The sequence below is a fragment of the uncultured Veillonella sp. genome (assembly GCF_963522475.1).
Taxonomy (GTDB): domain Bacteria; phylum Bacillota; class Negativicutes; order Veillonellales; family Veillonellaceae; genus Veillonella.
Genome location: NZ_CAUQYW010000008.1, coordinates 13,045 through 30,831, shown reverse-complemented (window position 1 = coordinate 30,831; position 17,787 = coordinate 13,045). Strand labels below are relative to the sequence as shown.

Annotated in this window: 5 protein-coding genes and 1 pseudogene; 4 read left to right on the top strand and 2 right to left on the bottom strand. The window is 38.8% G+C overall.

The genetic code is table 11. The features are described from left to right. Window positions 1–147 precede the first annotated feature (147 nt). Window positions 148–2,412, top strand: a complete 2,265-nt coding sequence (locus tag RWP19_RS05875) for an autotransporter outer membrane beta-barrel domain-containing protein (RefSeq protein WP_314356837.1) — start codon at window positions 148–150, stop codon at window positions 2,410–2,412. 353 nt (window positions 2,413–2,765) lie between these two features. Here RWP19_RS05875 and RWP19_RS05870 read toward each other — a convergent pair whose 3' ends face one another. Next, entirely contained in the window at window positions 2,766–4,388 is a 1,623-nt protein-coding gene (locus tag RWP19_RS05870) for a class I SAM-dependent methyltransferase (RefSeq protein WP_314356836.1), read from the bottom strand. A gap of 129 nt (window positions 4,389–4,517) precedes the next feature. Further along, window positions 4,518–5,909: a YadA-like family protein gene (locus RWP19_RS05865; protein ID WP_314356835.1), complete on the bottom strand. Its 1,392-nt coding sequence runs from the start codon at window positions 5,907–5,909 to the stop codon at window positions 4,518–4,520. 320 nt (window positions 5,910–6,229) lie between these two features. On the opposite strand from RWP19_RS05865, the gene RWP19_RS05860 reads away from it, so the two are divergent. The 3 genes and pseudogenes from RWP19_RS05860 (at window position 6,230) to RWP19_RS05850 (ending at window position 17,659) form a co-directional block, all read left to right on the top strand. Next, entirely contained in the window at window positions 6,230–7,225 is a 996-nt protein-coding gene (locus RWP19_RS05860; RefSeq protein WP_314356834.1) for an inverse autotransporter beta domain-containing protein, read from the top strand. 452 nt (window positions 7,226–7,677) lie between these two features. Beyond that, window positions 7,678–8,525, top strand: a pseudogene (locus RWP19_RS05855) (S-layer homology domain-containing protein); the annotation flags it as partial. A 680-nt stretch (window positions 8,526–9,205) separates the two neighbouring features. Further along, complete coding sequence (locus tag RWP19_RS05850; protein ID WP_314356833.1) at window positions 9,206–17,659, top strand: ESPR-type extended signal peptide-containing protein; 8,454 nt, start codon at window positions 9,206–9,208, stop codon at window positions 17,657–17,659. Window positions 17,660–17,787 lie beyond the last annotated feature (128 nt).

Here is a 17,787-nt window from a genome sequence, read left to right as displayed (position 1 = left end):
TGTTGGATGTGAGTTCTTAATAAAGTGAGTATATATCTATCTTTTCATATAAATAAAGACTAATAAATCAATTTATAGATATATTCATTTATGAAGAGACTTTCACAAATGTGAGTGTAATTGTATTAATGGTTGAGGTGTAAGAGGATGAGAGGTAGAAATAAGATTTTATTATCTGCTGTTATGATGACTTTATTGTCATCTACGATGGCCGTGCCAAGTACATGGGCTGCAGCAGGTCTTAATTCTGATGGACAAATTTTTGCGACTACTGCAGATAGTAAATTTGAGAGTACTGGTAATGCAACTGTTAAAGGTGTAGTAGCATCTAATGGTGGTCAAGTTACGATTGGTTCCTTGGATACTCCTAATACAGCTCAATTGCCTAAACGTTATCGTCAACCAGCTTTCATTACAGGCATGTTGGATAATAGTTCCATTCAAGTGGATGGCGGTGTTATGGATGTGACTACTGCACCATGGGAATCACCATATCCAGTAGCCTTTTCTTATAATAGTAAAGTTAATCTTGGTATCGATGATGCGGGTACTGTAAAACACAAAGTGTTTAATATGCAAGGTGATGTGTTGGTATCAGATAAAATGATGCCTCCTCATCAAGAACAGCAACCATCTGTGATTAATATCGGCCTAGGCCGCGCTCATAATAGTCCTAACCAATTTTCTGGTAAGGCTGTGAACACCTTAGAAGATAAGGGTGGCGAAATCAACATGACCTTTGATGGTGGCATGTGGAGCCATGATAACATGGGCGGCTTGGAATCTTTCAAAATTGATGGTAAAACAGAACGTAGTAGTATTAACAACCTCACAGGTACTCGTACGCGTGAAGGTTTCAGCCGCATTGCACAAGATTCCCGTAGCGATATTCATGTGAATAAATTGGATGGTCATATCAACGTTATTTATGATATGACTAGTGGAACTGGTTTGAATTTAGGTAAACCAGGTTCCCAAAAAACTGGTCTCGATGCAGCAGATATTGAGGGTGGTAACTTCATCGTAAAATCTGCTGCAGCTAACTCTGGTGTGCATGGCTATGTGACAGGTGATCATCTTGATACTTCTTCTGAAAGTAATGTAAACAAGATTTTAGATAACTTGGCACATAAATTCTACTATGAAAATTATGTAAAAGGTGAAAGAAACCTTTCTGGTACAGTATCCATCGCTTCTAAAGGCATTGTGTCTAGCTTCCAAAAAGAATTGACTACAGACCAAAAAGAAGGGGATATTACTTGGAAAGACGGCAATGGTCAAGGGTCCTATGTGGCACCAGAACCAAAACCTACACCAACTTTGGATCCTAAGCCAGTTACACCTGTAACTCCAGATCCTAAACCAGTTACACCAGTAACTCCGGACCCTAAACCAGTTACGCCTGTAACACCAGATCCAAAACCAGTTACGCCTGTAACTCCGGACCCTAAACCAGTTACACCTGTAACTCCGGATCCTAAACCAGTTACACCTGTAACTCCTAATCCTGTTATTCGTGGTGCTTATGATACCCCTCATATGCGTGGTATTCGCTCTGCTGTAGTAGGTAATATCAACGCTTGGCGTACAGCTGACGATATGTATCGTCCTCGTGTATTGCAACAAGGTGAACCTACAGGTATTTGGGCTCGTATCGGTGGTGGTAAGTACAGCTACTCTGGCAGCGGTATTGATACAGCTACAGATTACACACGCATCCAAGGCGGTTATGATGCTAAAATCAGCCGTGGCTGGACTGTAGGTGGTCAAGTATCCTACCTTCGCGGTTCTGAAGACTATGTATTCGATGGTTCTGGTAAGGTGAAATCCTTCTCCGTTGGTGCCTATGGTTTGAAAGACCTTGGTAAAGATCAATATGTTCATGTAGAAACTCAAGTAGGTCGCGTATCTAATGAATTTACGGCTCGCAATGAAATTGGTGAAGCCATGTCTGGCGATACAAAATCCAATGCGTATAGCATCGGTGTTCGCTATGGCAAAACATTGAAATATGCTAATGGTTTCTATGTAGAACCACAAGCACAATTGAACTTTACACGCTTTGGTGGCCGTAACTTCAATGTAGACAATGTATCTGTTAACCAATCTGGTGTAAATAGTACTACTGGTAAGCTTGGTCTTGAATTGGGTAAACAATTCGGCAATGGCAACCTTTATACACGCTTTGCAGCAGGTCATGCTTTCACAGGTAATGTAAAAACTGCATTCTCTAGTGGCAATGTTGTGAAATTAACAGAACAAGACCTCAAGGGCACTTGGACTGAATTAGCATTCGGTGGCCGTTATGGCTTTAATAGTAACAATAGCGTATTTGCTGATGTTGCGACCGGTTTGTCTGGCGATTACCAAGCAGACTGGGGCGTAAATGCAGGATTCACGCACAAATTCTAATATATAGGAAAGTATGTGCATTGACACATAACTTTTCGAACATAAATTATATACTGTAATCATGGCCATATATCTGTATGTCCGTATAGATATATATTTCCTTCACATATATAACCCCTTACATATATACAACGTATCTATCTATACATCTACATAGCATCCATATGCAACTTCCCCTTATTATCATGCAATTACAATCCTTAAGGATGCTATGCTCCCCCCTCTTATCGCATAAGTGTATGGCCTATTTTATTATATTTAGACATCGTCTAAATGTAATATACTAACCTTCTTAAATACAATGCAAAACCACCCTCTTGGAAAACAAGAGGGTGGTTTTGTATTTAGTATGTTTATTTTCTAAAGTATCCAAGATATTCTAGATGGATAAGAACTTCTTTTAAGTATTGTTCTGTTGGGACTTGATATGTGTAACCGTCTTTCGTAGTACGTTCTACAGTTAGACCATTTTCATCCATAATTTGTAGTAATGTATCACGTGTGGTAGGTTTAGTTAGTAACTTCGCAACAAATAGTACGCCATTATCGATACGTTCATCAATTTGGTTATACATATTGCCAAAGGCCGTATATTGGTTGCCACCATCTTCTATGAGTGTTTTCATATAGTTGACGAAAGGCTCAGGTATATAGCTTTCATTTTCAACAAATGGGAGGATAGGATAGGCTTCGCCACAAATGTTGAGATTTCCTGTGATAATTAGGACTAGTAGGCGTCGATAGAGATGATTGTTATCAATGTTATATCCTGGGTACTTACTATTGATATGATCTATAATATCTTGCACTGTAAATTGTTTAGCAGTATCCATTAACTCTTTGATTGCAATATGGACTGTATCGGTCCAGTCGGATGGAACACCTTCTTTATTGGAAGAGGTCGATACATAGTATAGGCTATTTAAAATATTGACCGTTACTGTCTCATCATGATTGATCTTTGATTCATTGGATTGTTTTGTTAATAGACTCATGCGGAATTGTGTATCATATACATAGTCATAAAACTGTTCCTTATCAATATAGTTACTATTGGATAAGGTTCGGATATTGTTCGCCACATCATCTGCTAACCAAGATATAAATGATCTTTGTAGTGCTTCGTCACCAATATAGGCACAGCCTTGTTTCTGAGCACGTTCTATAAATTCAGATACGTAAACAGGATCATTAAAGGCTTCTAAATATTCATGGGCCACATAATAATCATTAGAGTTCAGTACTCGTTGAATATTATTAATTTTATAATCTGATTGAGTACGAGAACGTTCATCACTATTCATGGTATCTGCTACCATTTTCAACACATTTTTTGTATATAATGTACGTTCTAATAGATTTTGATCCATAGCCCGTTTTTCCGAGTACAACATAATATCCCGCAATTGCTCTAGGCGTTTCCAACCTGGGTATGTGTTATAGGATACATAAGCGATACCGTTATCGGATAAGTTCACATTACAGATACTTAGAATTTTATCCTTTACTATATCAGGAACCCAAGACCAGATGCCGTGGACGATGATGTAATCAAAGGTACCAAAGCTTTCATCAATGTCGAGGATATCTTTTTCTAATAATGTCACATTGGTGAGGCCTATGGATTGTATAATTTCATTGCCGTGTTGTACTTGTACGCCTGATAGGTCGATGCCTGTGAAAGTTGCTTCTGGATAGTACAGTGCTTGCGGTATGAGATTACCGCCACAGGAGGCACCTAATTCAAGAACGCGGGCACCCTTGATTGGTGCAGGAGTAAGACCATACATTTTAGCCTTAGCTTGCAAATTATTAATATTCGTACTAGAAAAAGGCTTGGATACATAGAGGAATGAATCATACGAGTCCTTTAGCTCATTTATATTGACCTGTAATTCATCAGGTATAGTCGAATGATTGGTAATTACTGTATTCTTTTTTGTATTTGTTTTTTGTTTTATATCTTGTTTTCTCATATACTAACCCCTGAAATAAATTTTTGAGTATATAACGTTGGGTATAGTATAGCATATAAAAAGAACTGCATCCTCAAATTATTTAAACTATAGGGTGCAGTTCTTAATGTTTGTGTGCTTATAATTGTATTATTTATTTAATTTTGCCATGAGTTGATGTACAGTTTTTTGTAGCTCTTTATTTTGTGTTTCTAACGCTTGTACACGAGCTTCAAGGTTTTGATTATGACTAGTTACCTGAGATTTACCTGGTTTATAGGTAACACCTACATTAGCCATAAGGTGGCTATTGAGTGTTACACCAGTAGTGAACAATAGATTGTCTCGATGGTAATAGCCAACGCCAAGAGCGAGGGCATTGGCATTTTTATAATGGCCATAGCCAGCCATGTATTGCACACGATTGTCTGGGTCATAAGCCATTGGGTGTAATGCAGCTAATGCAGCGGCACGAGCATCGCCCTTATTGGATTCGGATTCAACACGTTGTACATTTTGCTCTACACGACTGATGGAGTCATGTAGTTGTGCATTTGTACTTTGGTTAAGGGTATCGATCATTTGGTGAACCCCATATAATTGGGATCCGTTGATGGCATCTGTAGAAGTGGCGCTGACACGACCAGCTGCTACATTTGTAATAGTACGTTCCTTGTCTTTGGCACCTACGGATACGGTGGAGATAGGGGTAGTGCCTGCATAATTTACTGTTTTTCCATTGTTAAAGGTATAACTCGATGTGCCCACAACATCACCATCTGTAGAGTCATTACCGAGGATTACGGCATTTTCCAAGGATGTAGTCACATTGTTACCCATAACAAAAGTGTTGTTTCCTGAGATGTGGTTATAGTTACCAATGCTATAGGATCCACTCGCATCGATGGCCGTTTTATTGTATTCGCCTTGACCAAATACGCCAGATTCGGTGGCCTTATCGGATAAGGTGTTAAAGGAACCGATCGCGAGGCCCTTCTTGGCATTTACATTCGTATAATGACCGATGCCGAGAGTAAAATCGCCTTTAACAGAGGAACCGGAACCAATGAGGACGGAATTGTTAGCCGTGCTATTTGCCCCTTGGTAATGACCAATCCATACATTTTTTGATCCTTCAGATTTTTCACCCGATTGGGTACCCATCACAATAGACATGGTTTGCTTTGCATTGTTCGCTGCCATGGCACCGGCAATGACGTTAAAATCACCTGTGCTGTTCATGAAGCTTTTACCGCCTAAGGTAATATTGGCGCCCCCTTTAGATCCGTTACTAGCTAACGCACCGATGGCTACATTGTTACCATTCGCGTTAACACTGTTAACAACTTGGTGGGTACTATTCGCTGCGCCTGCCGCTCTACCGAGCGTTACATTACCGTCGTTAGTAAATGTAGTTCCTACAGCACCAACGTTTCCGTTGTTTTCTACAATGTTGACAGGTGCTACGGGCTCTGCCGATACAATTCCCATAGATAATGCAGAACACACAATACCTGTTAATACAAAATGTTTCTTACTCATCACAATACACTCCTTTGCATATTAGGACTTCATAAAACTTTCATATCAGTTACGATTTCATAATAATACGGAATATTCATATTGTAAATGAATATTTTGTATATTATGGGGCATAAATACACCATAAATGTATATTTTAGAGAATGTTTATGCAATGGTATAAAAGCGTTTAACTCGAAACGGAAAAGGTTAATCTACATAGAGAAATTTCTCTATAGTTTTGCCTATTTATGGCTTTGATTTCTTGACAGTAGTATCCATTATTCGTTACACTAATATATATTTCATTTATTGTTCATGAATTTTATGTGTAGAGAGTAATGAAGCGTATTGTGTGTATTGCTTTAGGTGCCCTATTGTGTTGTGTGGGTTCGGCTGAGGCAGAAAAACAACAATTACATACAGATAAGGGAGTAGTAGAGGACTTTCATATTACACCGGCATCAACGCCAGATCATATGATAGGTGAAAGTGGACCGCTCATTATGGATCGGCAAGATGCTAAGACGGTGCAATATAGTAATGTTGATGCCGTAAACCGCGCTATCAATGCAGTAGCTATGTCGAATGTGTCTAATGCTATGTATGGCTCTAAAGGAAGACCATGGATGCGACGTACTACATTGAGCTTCCAGTTCCAAGAGGGATGGAAGCCGTTGTATTCGGTAGAGACCGTACAACCGTTAGGCCATTATGATACTACGTCGCGAGATGTATGGTTTACACAACAACGTATATCTCGAGCATCAGACATTGGTACGACCCTCAATGTAGGTGTTGGTTATCGACGTATCTCCAAGGATGATCGCCACCTCTATGGTGCTCATCTATTCTATGATCATCGGTTCCTTCGTCATCACGATCGTCTTAGTGCGGGGCTTGAATATATGTCTGGTGAAAGTGAATTCCGTTTTAATTGGTATGGAGCAGCATCAGATGAGCGCATTCTCGATGCAAACCTTCATACCTTAGAACGTGTGTCCAATGGGTATACCATAGAATATGGTAAGACCTTTAAGAATGCTCGTTGGGCTAGGGTGTATCTCGAAGGATACCATTGGGATCAAGAACGACAGGCGGATAAGAATGGTTTCCGTATAGGGTCGGAAATGCAACTTACACCACGTGTATCTATAGATATGGGATATAATAAACCAGAGCATAGCTCTGGTGGTGCATATGGCAAGATTACATTCCGTTTAGCAGGTGCTCCGATGGCCTGGTATGGTGGAAAACATCATTTAGAAGAAACGGTAAAAGTGAGAGATAAGATGCTTAACATGGTAAGACGTCATAATACGGTATGGGTGGAGTAATTATGAAAACATCTAAAATCTTATTAGCAGCTATGGTTTTATCCACAGTAGCTACAGGGGTATTAGCAGAAGAAGTTAAAACTTGGAATATTGTTCCTACTAATAGAGATGATAATGAAAATTATCATGTAACTTTAAACTACTTAAATAGTCGTCCAGAGTCATATGCGAATGTGGACACCAATCTAGATTTTATTAGAATTCATGATAAAAATGATCAAATAACAGAAATTAGTGGTGGATCTGTATCAGTACATTCAAAAGACAGACATACCCATAACGATTTATACCCTGGCTACTTTAGCATGATTGGTGACAATAATAGCTTTGAAGCTCGTACTGGATATTTACGCCTTCTCAATGGACCAGAAAATGGTGACACTGAATTAAATGGCCGTAATATTACAATTATGAGCGTCGATGGTGATGAGCGATATGCAAAATTTGGTTTAGATGAAATCAATGCAGGCAATCAACAAATCAACAATGTGAAAGCTGGTGTTGAAGATACTGATGCAGTGAACGTAGCTCAACTTAAACATTTACAAGATCAAATCACAGCATCTTCTAGTGTTACAACTATAACAGCTGGTGACCACATTAAGGGCGTCCTTTCCAAGATGGATAAACGCATCGACAAATCTGTAGCAGGTGCTGCAGCGTTGGCGGCTTTACATCCACTTGATTTTGATCCAGATGCTAAATGGGACTTTGCTGCAGGATATGGTCACTATCGCGGTGGTGATGCGGCAGCTATCGGTGCTTTCTACCGTCCTAACGAAGATGTACAACTTAGCATCGGTTCCACAGTAGGCAGCGATGAAACAGTATTCAATGCTGGCTTGTCTGTGAAAGTAGGGGCTCATAGTGGTGTATCTCGTTCTCGCGTAGCGATTGGTAAAGAGGTATTGGCTCTTAAGAAAACTGTAGCTGAACAAAATGCACAAATCCAAAAATTGACTGCATTATTGAACGATGTAGCTGGTACTAAGATGAAAGCTGACCACACTACATTATTCCCAGATGTGGCTGCAAACCATTGGGCATATGAAGCGGTAAGTGATTTATCTCGCCGTGGTCTCGTTGAAGGCTATCCAGATGGCACATTTGGTGGTGACCGCTTGTTAACTCGTTATGAATTCGCACAAATTGTATACCGTGAATCCAAGACGGCGTAACAGTAGATGATCGCCTCGTTACTGAATTCAGCCCAGAAATGGCATTGTTCCGCGTGGACACAATAGCAAAAAACGCTCAAGGTGAACCAACAATTGAACGCGTTCGTGTAAATAAAAAATAGAATAGGTTATTACGTAATTACTGGCTACTACTTAATTATATTTAGAAGTGAGGGAATCTATGTAGTAGCCAAATCAAAAAGCGTAACTGATATAGACGGCACTCTATACCAGTTACGCTTTTTTGTGTGATTAAGTTTAATTTCATCAATACTTCATATATAAATTGATACATGAAAAAATAGTGAATCAGTCTATAAAAAACTACAATAATCTAAAATAGAAATTCTTCGATCATCGATATTTTAAAGATAATATATAAATGCGTTTTGAAATCGATAAAAATCAATGAGATTAAATCTATTAATCGTTTATTTATAACTTACATTAATATAAATATGGAAAAAAACTGTATTGCATAGAGAAAATTAGATTGAGCTTTATAAAATAGAATTAAAACACACAAAAAATGAGTAAAAAAACACCCATATATTAAATTTTCTTTAACAAAATAAAGGTTCTAGTAATAAACTTTATGAATTATGATAAAAACATGAAGGAAGCTATTTACAACATTTTCGATATATGATATTCTGTTCATGACACAAAATGAAAATAATATGAAAGACACTCAGAAAGCCATTAATTATGGGATATTTGGACTTTTAGTCTTTTGTATTTATTGATTATTATTTATAAGGATTGTAATTGTGTCTAGTTTAAGAAAGGGGTTCATAGAAATATGAATAAGATCTTTAAAGTAGTTTGGAGCAAATCTAAAGAATGCTACGTAGTAGTATCTGAAGTTGCTAAAAACAATGGTGGTAAGAAAAAAGTTCTTGCTAGCGTATTAGCTGGTTTGGCTATGGTTGGTGCTGGTGCAGTTGGAACAGGTGTTCAGGCAGCTGATTCAAACTCAGCAACGACAATGAATTCATCCAAACAAATTAATGTTTGGGCTACAACAAATGAAAATAATGCTACAGCTCGTCAACCAGGTTCTGGTACTGCAAATGCTAATGATGTAAGAGAATCTCAATATGGTGATGAAATTAGCGTTGCCATTGGTGCAAAAAATGTTGTTAGAAGTACTGATACTGCTAACCAAGGTGGCGGTAGTTCTGTAGCTCTTGGTAATAAAAACACTTTGAAGGGTAACCGTAATGTTGCTGTTGGTACTGGTAATAAAACTTATGGCGAAGATAGTATCGCGGTTGGTAGTAATGTAACAGTTGCTACAGGTCGTGGTATTGCGATTGGTAATGATTATCAAAGTTCCCATACCATTGCATATGGATCTTCTGAACCAAGTGAAACTGGTGTGACAGGCAATGCATTTGCACTTGCGATTGGTAATGGTGCACAAGCAGACGGTCGAGCTAATCATGCTTCTGGCGGTATCGCTATTGGTCAAGATGTTAAGGCAACACATAATAATACTATTGCTATTGGTGTTCAAACCACTGCATCTGGTAGTAACTCTACTGTAGTTGGTGGTAGTGCTGTTGCAAGTGGTTCGTCTAGTGCTGCATACGGTACGCAATCTAATGCTAAAGGTATTGGTGCAGCAGCAATTGGTCCGGGTGCTACCACTGATGGCGATGGTGCAACTGCTTTAGGCCGAGCATCTTCGGCAAAAGCAGAAAGTGCAACTGCCCTTGGTCGTAATGCAGAGGCAACTATTGCAGAAGGTGTAGCTCTTGGTTATAAATCTGTAACAACTACTGCTGCTGGTGTACAAGGTTACAACCCTGCAGATAGCCGTACTAACAAATACAGCACTCAATCTGGTGCAGTTGGTACATCTACATTAGCTGCTGTATCTGTAGGTAATGGTACAACTGCAACTCGTCAAATCACAGGCCTTGCTGCAGGTAAAGAAGATACTGATGCTGTTAACGTAGCTCAATTGAAAAACGTTAACTTGAAATATGCTGCTGATACTGGTAACAGCGATGTATTGTTGAAAGACGGTACATTAACTGTAAATGGTGATAATGACATTATCTCTACTTCTGTAGAATCAAATGGCGCTATTAAAGTTACAGCTAAAAAAGGTGCTAACATCACTACTAACAATGATGGTAAAGCAGTAGCTCCTACTACAAACGGCATTGCTACAACTGACAATGTAACTCAAGCAATTAACAACTCTGGTTGGAAAGTAACTTCCGCTAATAATGGTGGTACTACAAATGGCACTACTTCTGAAAAAGTAAGGCCTGGCAACACTGTTACTTTCAGCGCTGGTAAAAATATTGTATTAGACCAAGCTGGTAAACAATTCACATATTCCTTGAATAAAGACGTTGATTTGACTAACGGTGGTTCTTTAACAATTGGCGACACTGTAATGAATAACGGTGGTATGTCTATCACTGGTGGTCCATCTGTAACTAAAACTGGTATCGACGCTGGTAGCAAAAAAATCACTAACGTAGCTAAAGGTACTGATGATACTGATGCTGTTAACTACAGCCAAATTAAAGATTTAAGAACTGAAGTTAAAGCTGGTACTGGCGTAAATGTTGCTAAAACTCAAGGCGCTGATGGCCATGACATCTATACAGTAAGCTCTAATGCAACAGGTGGTACAGCTTCTACTGAAAGTGTAGTTAAAAAAGCAGCTGCATCTGGCGATACTAACATTGCTGATGTTTCTGTTGCAGGCGGTAAAAATGTAAATGATCCTGGTGCTCAATACGAAGTATCCGTATCTAAAAATGCTGTTAAAGATGCAGCTCGTGAAGCAGTAACAGTAAATAATGGTGGTAACACAGATAATCCTATTACTGTAACACCTACTGATGATGCAAGTAAGCATAATACTACTTATGCAGTAACATTCGATGGTAATAAAGCAGCTAAACAAATTCCATTGACTTATAAAGCTAATGGCACTGGTGACAAAACTGTTACATTAGATAAAGGTTTGAACTTCACTAATGGCACAAACACAACAGCAGCAATCGATAACGATGGCGTTGTTAAATTCAACTTGAATGACAATGTAGCTCTTACTAATGCTGGTTCCTTGACTGTTGGTGATACTAAAGTTAACAATGATGGTCTTACAATTACTGGTGGTCCATCCGTTACAAAAAATGGTATCGATGCAGGTAATCAAAAAATTACTAACGTATCTCCTGGTACTATTAGCAGCACATCTACAGATGCTGTAAACGGTAGTCAATTGTACACTGTAGATCAAAAATTCAATAATACTGTTAAATTAATTGGTAATGCTGGCGCTACAGATGGTCAAGCATTGAACAAAGCTAATGGTTTAAGCTTTGGTGTAATTGGTGCTGATAATGGTAAATACATCTCCACATCTGCAACTGGCTCTGACGTAACTGTTGATTTATCTACAGATGCGAAAAAATTGTTAAACAATACAGTTGAAGTTCAAGGTAAAAATGCTGCTACAGTAACATCAAGTACAGTAGCAACAGCAGATGGTGGCACTAAAACTATCTACACTGTTGATGTTGCTAGCACAGGTTCTGTAGCAAAATCCTCTTGGAACATTAAATCCTCTGCAGATACTGCTAACGGCGGTGCTGAAGCAACTGGCCATGAAGCAGCAGCGAAAAATATTGCTGATACTAATACTGTAGAAATGAGTGCTGGTAAAAACTTAACAGTTAAACAAACTAGCGATGCTAATGGTGCTAAAGTTGAATTCGCGTTGAATAAAGACCTTAAAGATCTTACAAGCGTAGCAACTGATAAAGTAACTACTAAAGAGATTACTTTAAAAGATCCTAACGGCACTGGCGAAACAGTAATCAAGAAAGATGGCGACCGCATTACTTATAGCAATGATGGTGGTAATACAGTTAATAAAGTTGCTAATCTTAAAGATGAAAAACATATCGCACCAGGTAGCTATGCTGTACAAAATGACGGCAGCGTAACAATGACTTACGTTGATGGCAATGGTGACCCAGTATCTAACGAAGAAGCTAAAATCACTGGTATTGCTAAACAAGATCTTTCCAACATCGATAATGCAGGCAAGAACGTAATCACTGGTCTTGGCACAGTTGTTAAAGCTGGTGACAATGTAACTGTATCTGAAGCATCTGATACTACAACAGGCCAAAAAACTTACACTGTAAATGCTGTAACTCCAGCTGTTTACACTAAAAAAGATGGCACCAAAGTAGTTAAACGTCCAGATGGTACTTTCACAACAAACGTTGATGGTTCTGCTGGTAATAATGTAGATCCAAGTGATGTTATCGTATCCTTCCAAGATGCAGCTGGTAACACAACTGGTGGCAACTCCATCATAAACAACGTTGGTTCTGCTATCGACAAAACTGGTACATCTACTGGTGATACATTCTTAACAAAACTTGACACTGCAGCTACTGATACTCCAAACGCAGCAGTTAACGTAAAAGACCTTAAAAATACATCTGATGCAATCATCGGTAAAGGTTTGAAATTTGACGCTAACGAAGGTGGCGAAAAAACTAACAAACTTGGCTCTAAAGTAACTATTCAAGGTAGCGGTGCATTAGCTGCTGGTAAAGCTTATGCTGATGAATACAACACAGCTAATATTAGAACTAATATTGAACAAGGAGCTGATGGTAACACAACAATTAATGTTGGTTTAGCTAAAGCATTAAAAGACATTAATTCCATTTCTAATGGTAATTCTTCTATTACAATTAGTGATGTTCCAGCAGGTACTTCAACTCCAGCTGTAACTATTTCTGGTGGTAATTTATCCATGGGCGATGGCACAACAAATAATAAGATTGTGAACTTGGCTCCTGGTACAGATGATAATGATGCAGTTAACGTAAAACAATTAAAAGATACTGAATTGCACATCACTCCTGGTACATACACACCTGATGCTAATAAAAAAGTTAAGTTGACATATACTGATGGTAATAACCAAGTAGTAAATGGCAAAGAAGCTGTTATCGACTTATCTGGTATTACAACTGGTGGTACAGCATCCTCTTGGAATGTTAAATCCTCTGCTAATACTACAGATGGTGGTGCTGTTGCTGATACTCATGACGCAAATGCTCAAAATATTGCTGATACTAAAACTGTGGAATTCCAATCTGGTAAAAACTTAGTAGTAAAACAAACTAATGATACTGCTAACGGTAATGCTACTGTAGAATTCTCCTTGTCTGATAACATTACAGCCGGTAAAGATGGTGCTAATGGTAAAGATGGTTCTGTTGGTGCAACTGGTAAAGATGGTGCTTCTGTAGTTCTTAACGGTAAAGATGGTTCCATCGGTATGACTGGTCCTAAAGGCCAAGACGGTAAAGATGGAATCAACGGCCGTGATGGTGCTAATATCTCTATCACATCTGCTAAAGGTGAACAAGTTCTTACTAACCGTGATCCTGCTCATAATAGTGATACTGATAAAGCTGAACGTATCGTATATGTTCCAAAAGATGCTAATGGTAACCCTATCCAAGGTGCTGATGGTAAGAACATTGTACGTGAAGTAGCTACTATGGATGATGGTTTGAAATTCACTGGTAATAATGAGTCCACTGTAAACAAACAACAACTAGGTTCTTTAGTAAAAGTTCAAGGCGAAGGTACTAAAGAAGGTACTGATACAGCTGGCGCTAAAGAAATCCAAACATCTGATGGTACTAAATTTGAATCTGCTAAAGATAACATCGCAGTTGAAGCTGATGGTGCAAACACATTAACAGTTAAGTTAAACAAAGACCTTAAAGGTTTGAATAGTGTAACAACTGAAAAAGTAATTACAAAAGAAATTGACTTATCAGATCCACATGGTACCACTACTGCTACAATTAAGTATGATGACAACCGCATTACATATACTAATGACGGTGGCCAACATGAATATAAAGTTGCTAACCTTAATGATGAAAAACACATTACTCAAGGTGTATATACAGTAGGCGATAAATCTATTGATTCTAAGGCGGCTAATGATGAAGTAACATTGACTTACACTAGTGGTTATGATGAGCTTATCAGAGATAAAGATGGAAACCCTATTACTACTAAAATTAAAGGCATTGCTAAATCTGATCTTTCCAATATCACTGATGCAGGGAAGAACGTAATCACTGGTCTTGGCACAGTTGTAAAAGCTGGTGATAATGTAACTGTTTCTGAAGCATCTGATGCGACAACAGGCCAAAAAACTTACACTGTAAATGCTGTAACTCCAGCAGTTTACACAAAAGCAGATGGCACTAAAGTAGTAAAACGTCCAGATGGTACTTTCACAACTAACGTTGATGGTGCACCTGGTAACGATGTTCCTGCAAGTGATGTTATCGTATCCTTCCAAGATGCAGCTGGTAACAGAACTGGTGGCAACTCCATCGTAAACAACGTTGGTTCCGCTATTGATAAAGCTGGTACATCTACTGGTGATACATTCTTAACTAACCTTAACAATGCTGCTACTGCAACTCCATTTGCTGCAGTTAACGTAAGAGATCTCAAATCTACTGCTGATGCATTGAAAGCGTCTGAATTGCATATCGCTCCTACAGCAGTTAAAGCTGGTAGCACTGAAGCTAAAGGTGGCGTAGCAAATGGTGCTGAAAACGTATACAAATACGATGCAGCTACTAAGAAAGTTACATTGACTTACAACGATGGTAATGGCAAAGCAGTAACTGATACTAAAGCTGTTATTGACTTCACTGACTTGAATGTTCCAGCAGGTGGCAATAACTACGGTTTCAAAGCTAATGCAACTGCAAATGGTGGTACAGTAGAGGGTACTGCTACAGAAACAGCTGTTGAAAACGGCGGTACTGTTAACTTTGCAGCAGGCAAAAACTTGACTGTAAAACAAGATATTGATACAGCTAACAAAACTCATACATATACATTCAGCTTAGACAAAGATTTAACTAACTTGGATAAAGTTGTAGTAAATGGTAAAGATGGCATAGCTGGTAAAGATGGTGTAACTATAGTTGGTCCTCAAGGTGCTACTGGCGCTACTGGTATTCCAGGTACAAATGGTATTGATGGTAAAGTTGGCATCACTGGTAAAGACGGTAAAGATGCTGTATCCATTGCTGGTAAAGATGGCGTTGGTACAATTGGCTTAACAGGTCCTCAAGGCCCTGCTGGTACAAACGGCAAATCTGTAGATATCTCTACTGAAAATGGTACAAAAACATTATTTAAACCAGAAGCAAACAACAATGATCAATCTCAACGTATCGTATATGTACCAAAAGATGCTAATGGCAACCCATTGAAAGATGCTGATAACAACGATATTAAACGTGAAGTAGCAACTATGGATGATGGCTTACGCTTCACTGGCAATAACACATCCACTGAAAACAAACAAAAACTTGGTTCCTTAGTTAAAGTGGAAGGTGAAGGCGTTACAGAAGCACAAGCTAATAGCTTCCAATCTGCAGCTGGTAACATCGCTGTAGTAGCTAATGGTGCTGATACATTAACAGTTAAGTTGAACAAAGATCTTAAAGGCTTGGACAGCGTAACAACTAAAGAAGTTAAACTTGGTGATGCTAATGATAATATCTCCATTAAGAAAGATGGCGATCGTATCACTTACAGCACTGACGGTGGTACAACAGTTAATAAAGTAGCTAACCTTGCAGATGAACAACACATCAAAGATACTACATACACTGTAGATACTGACAAAAAAGTTAAATTGACTTATGTTGATGGCAATGGTAAAGATGTAACTGGTAAAACAGCAATTATCGACTTGTCTGGCTTGCCTGTAGGCGATAAAGATACAGATATGCGTATCAAAGAAGGTGACTACACTGCTAAAAATGGTTCTGTAACATTGAACACTGTTGATAAAGACGGTAATCCAGTAGCTGGTAAAGACGTAGTAATTAAAGGTATCAACACTAATAATTATCAAGCTGGCGATAATGTTACTTTCACAAATGATGGTAGTACTGATCCAAACGGTAATCCAATTGTAAAAATCAATGCGAAGGTATCTACTGAACAAGTAGTAGCAAAAGCTGGTAATGATAACTTGGCAACTGTAGCACCTGCAACTGGTTCTACACAAGGTGGTAAAAACGCTACATACGAAGTAAATGTAGATAAAACAAACCTTGAAAATAAAGCTGAAATTTCTTACAAAGCTTCCACATCTAATGATGCTGGTAGTCAAACAGCTAAGAAAACTACATTGGCTGACGGTTTTGACTTCACATCCGATGACCATTCCGTAGCGATTACTACTGGTGCTAATGGTAAAGTTAACTTCAAAGTTGATACTACTGGCATCCAAGGTAAAGCGTTCAACCTTAATGTAGAGAAAGAAGGTACTGGTAAAGTAGAAAACGCTCAAACTGTAGCGACTACTCCTTCCGTAGAAAAAGGTACTAAATTCGTAGCTGGTAACAACTTGTCTATCCGTCACGATGCTATCAATGGCGATGCAAACTACGATCACAAAGTAACATATGCGTTGAATAGCGATCTTAAAGGTATTACTTCCATTACTAACAATGGTGGTGCTACTATGAACTTCGGCCCTAACGAAATTTCCATGACTGGTGGTAACCTCAACATGGGTGATAACAAAATCACTAATGTTAAGAATGGTACAGATAAATCCGACGTTGCAACTGTAGGTCAATTGACTAAAGTTACATCCAACGATAACTCTGTATCCATCAACAAATCTACTGATGCTGATGGCGCTCCAGTTTACGATCTTTCCGTACAAGGCGGTCGTGACCCACGCGTTGATGAGTTAGGTGAAGAAATCGGTCGTGTAGGTGCACAAGGTGCAGCTCTTGCAGCATTGAAACCTATCCAATACGATCCATTGGAACCAACTCAAATCATGGCTGGTTATGGTAACTACCGTGGTAACTCCGCAATTGCAATGGGCGTTGCTCATTACAAAAACGAGTCCACATTGATGCATGCTGGCTTATCCTGGGCTGGTGGTTCCCGTCATATGATGGCAAACGCTGGTGTAACTTGGAAAGTTGGCAACCGTGATAGTGAAGCTGCTGTAGCAGATCGTTACCGCAAAGGTCCTATCAGCTCTGCTTATGCAATGCAACAAGAAATGGCGTCCGTTAAAGCACAAAACGCTGGATTAAAAACAGAAGTATCTGATTTGAAAGCTGAAAACGAACAAATGAAAGCTCAAATTGCTGCAATGATGGCAAAACTTGGTATGTAATCATTTGTGAGTACAATAACTAAATAAATGAAGGTCGGTATGCGCTACCTCGTGTAGCGCGTGCCTACCCATATTATTTGTGAAAGCAGTGCTTTCAGATATGAATGTAAAATACGTGTGAAAGATAC

Bases quoted from the DNA above. Each gene is read 5' to 3' on its own strand.
- RWP19_RS05875 (WP_314356837.1), top strand. From the start codon at position 148: ATGAGAGGTAGAAATAAGATTTTATTATCTGCTGTTATGATGACTTTA.
- RWP19_RS05870 (WP_314356836.1), bottom strand. From the start codon at position 4,388: ATGAGAAAACAAGATATAAAACAAAAAACAAATACAAAAAAGAATACA.
- RWP19_RS05865 (WP_314356835.1), bottom strand. From the start codon at position 5,909: ATGAGTAAGAAACATTTTGTATTAACAGGTATTGTGTGTTCTGCATTA.
- RWP19_RS05860 (WP_314356834.1), top strand. From the start codon at position 6,230: ATGAAGCGTATTGTGTGTATTGCTTTAGGTGCCCTATTGTGTTGTGTG.
- RWP19_RS05850 (WP_314356833.1), top strand. From the start codon at position 9,206: ATGAATAAGATCTTTAAAGTAGTTTGGAGCAAATCTAAAGAATGCTAC.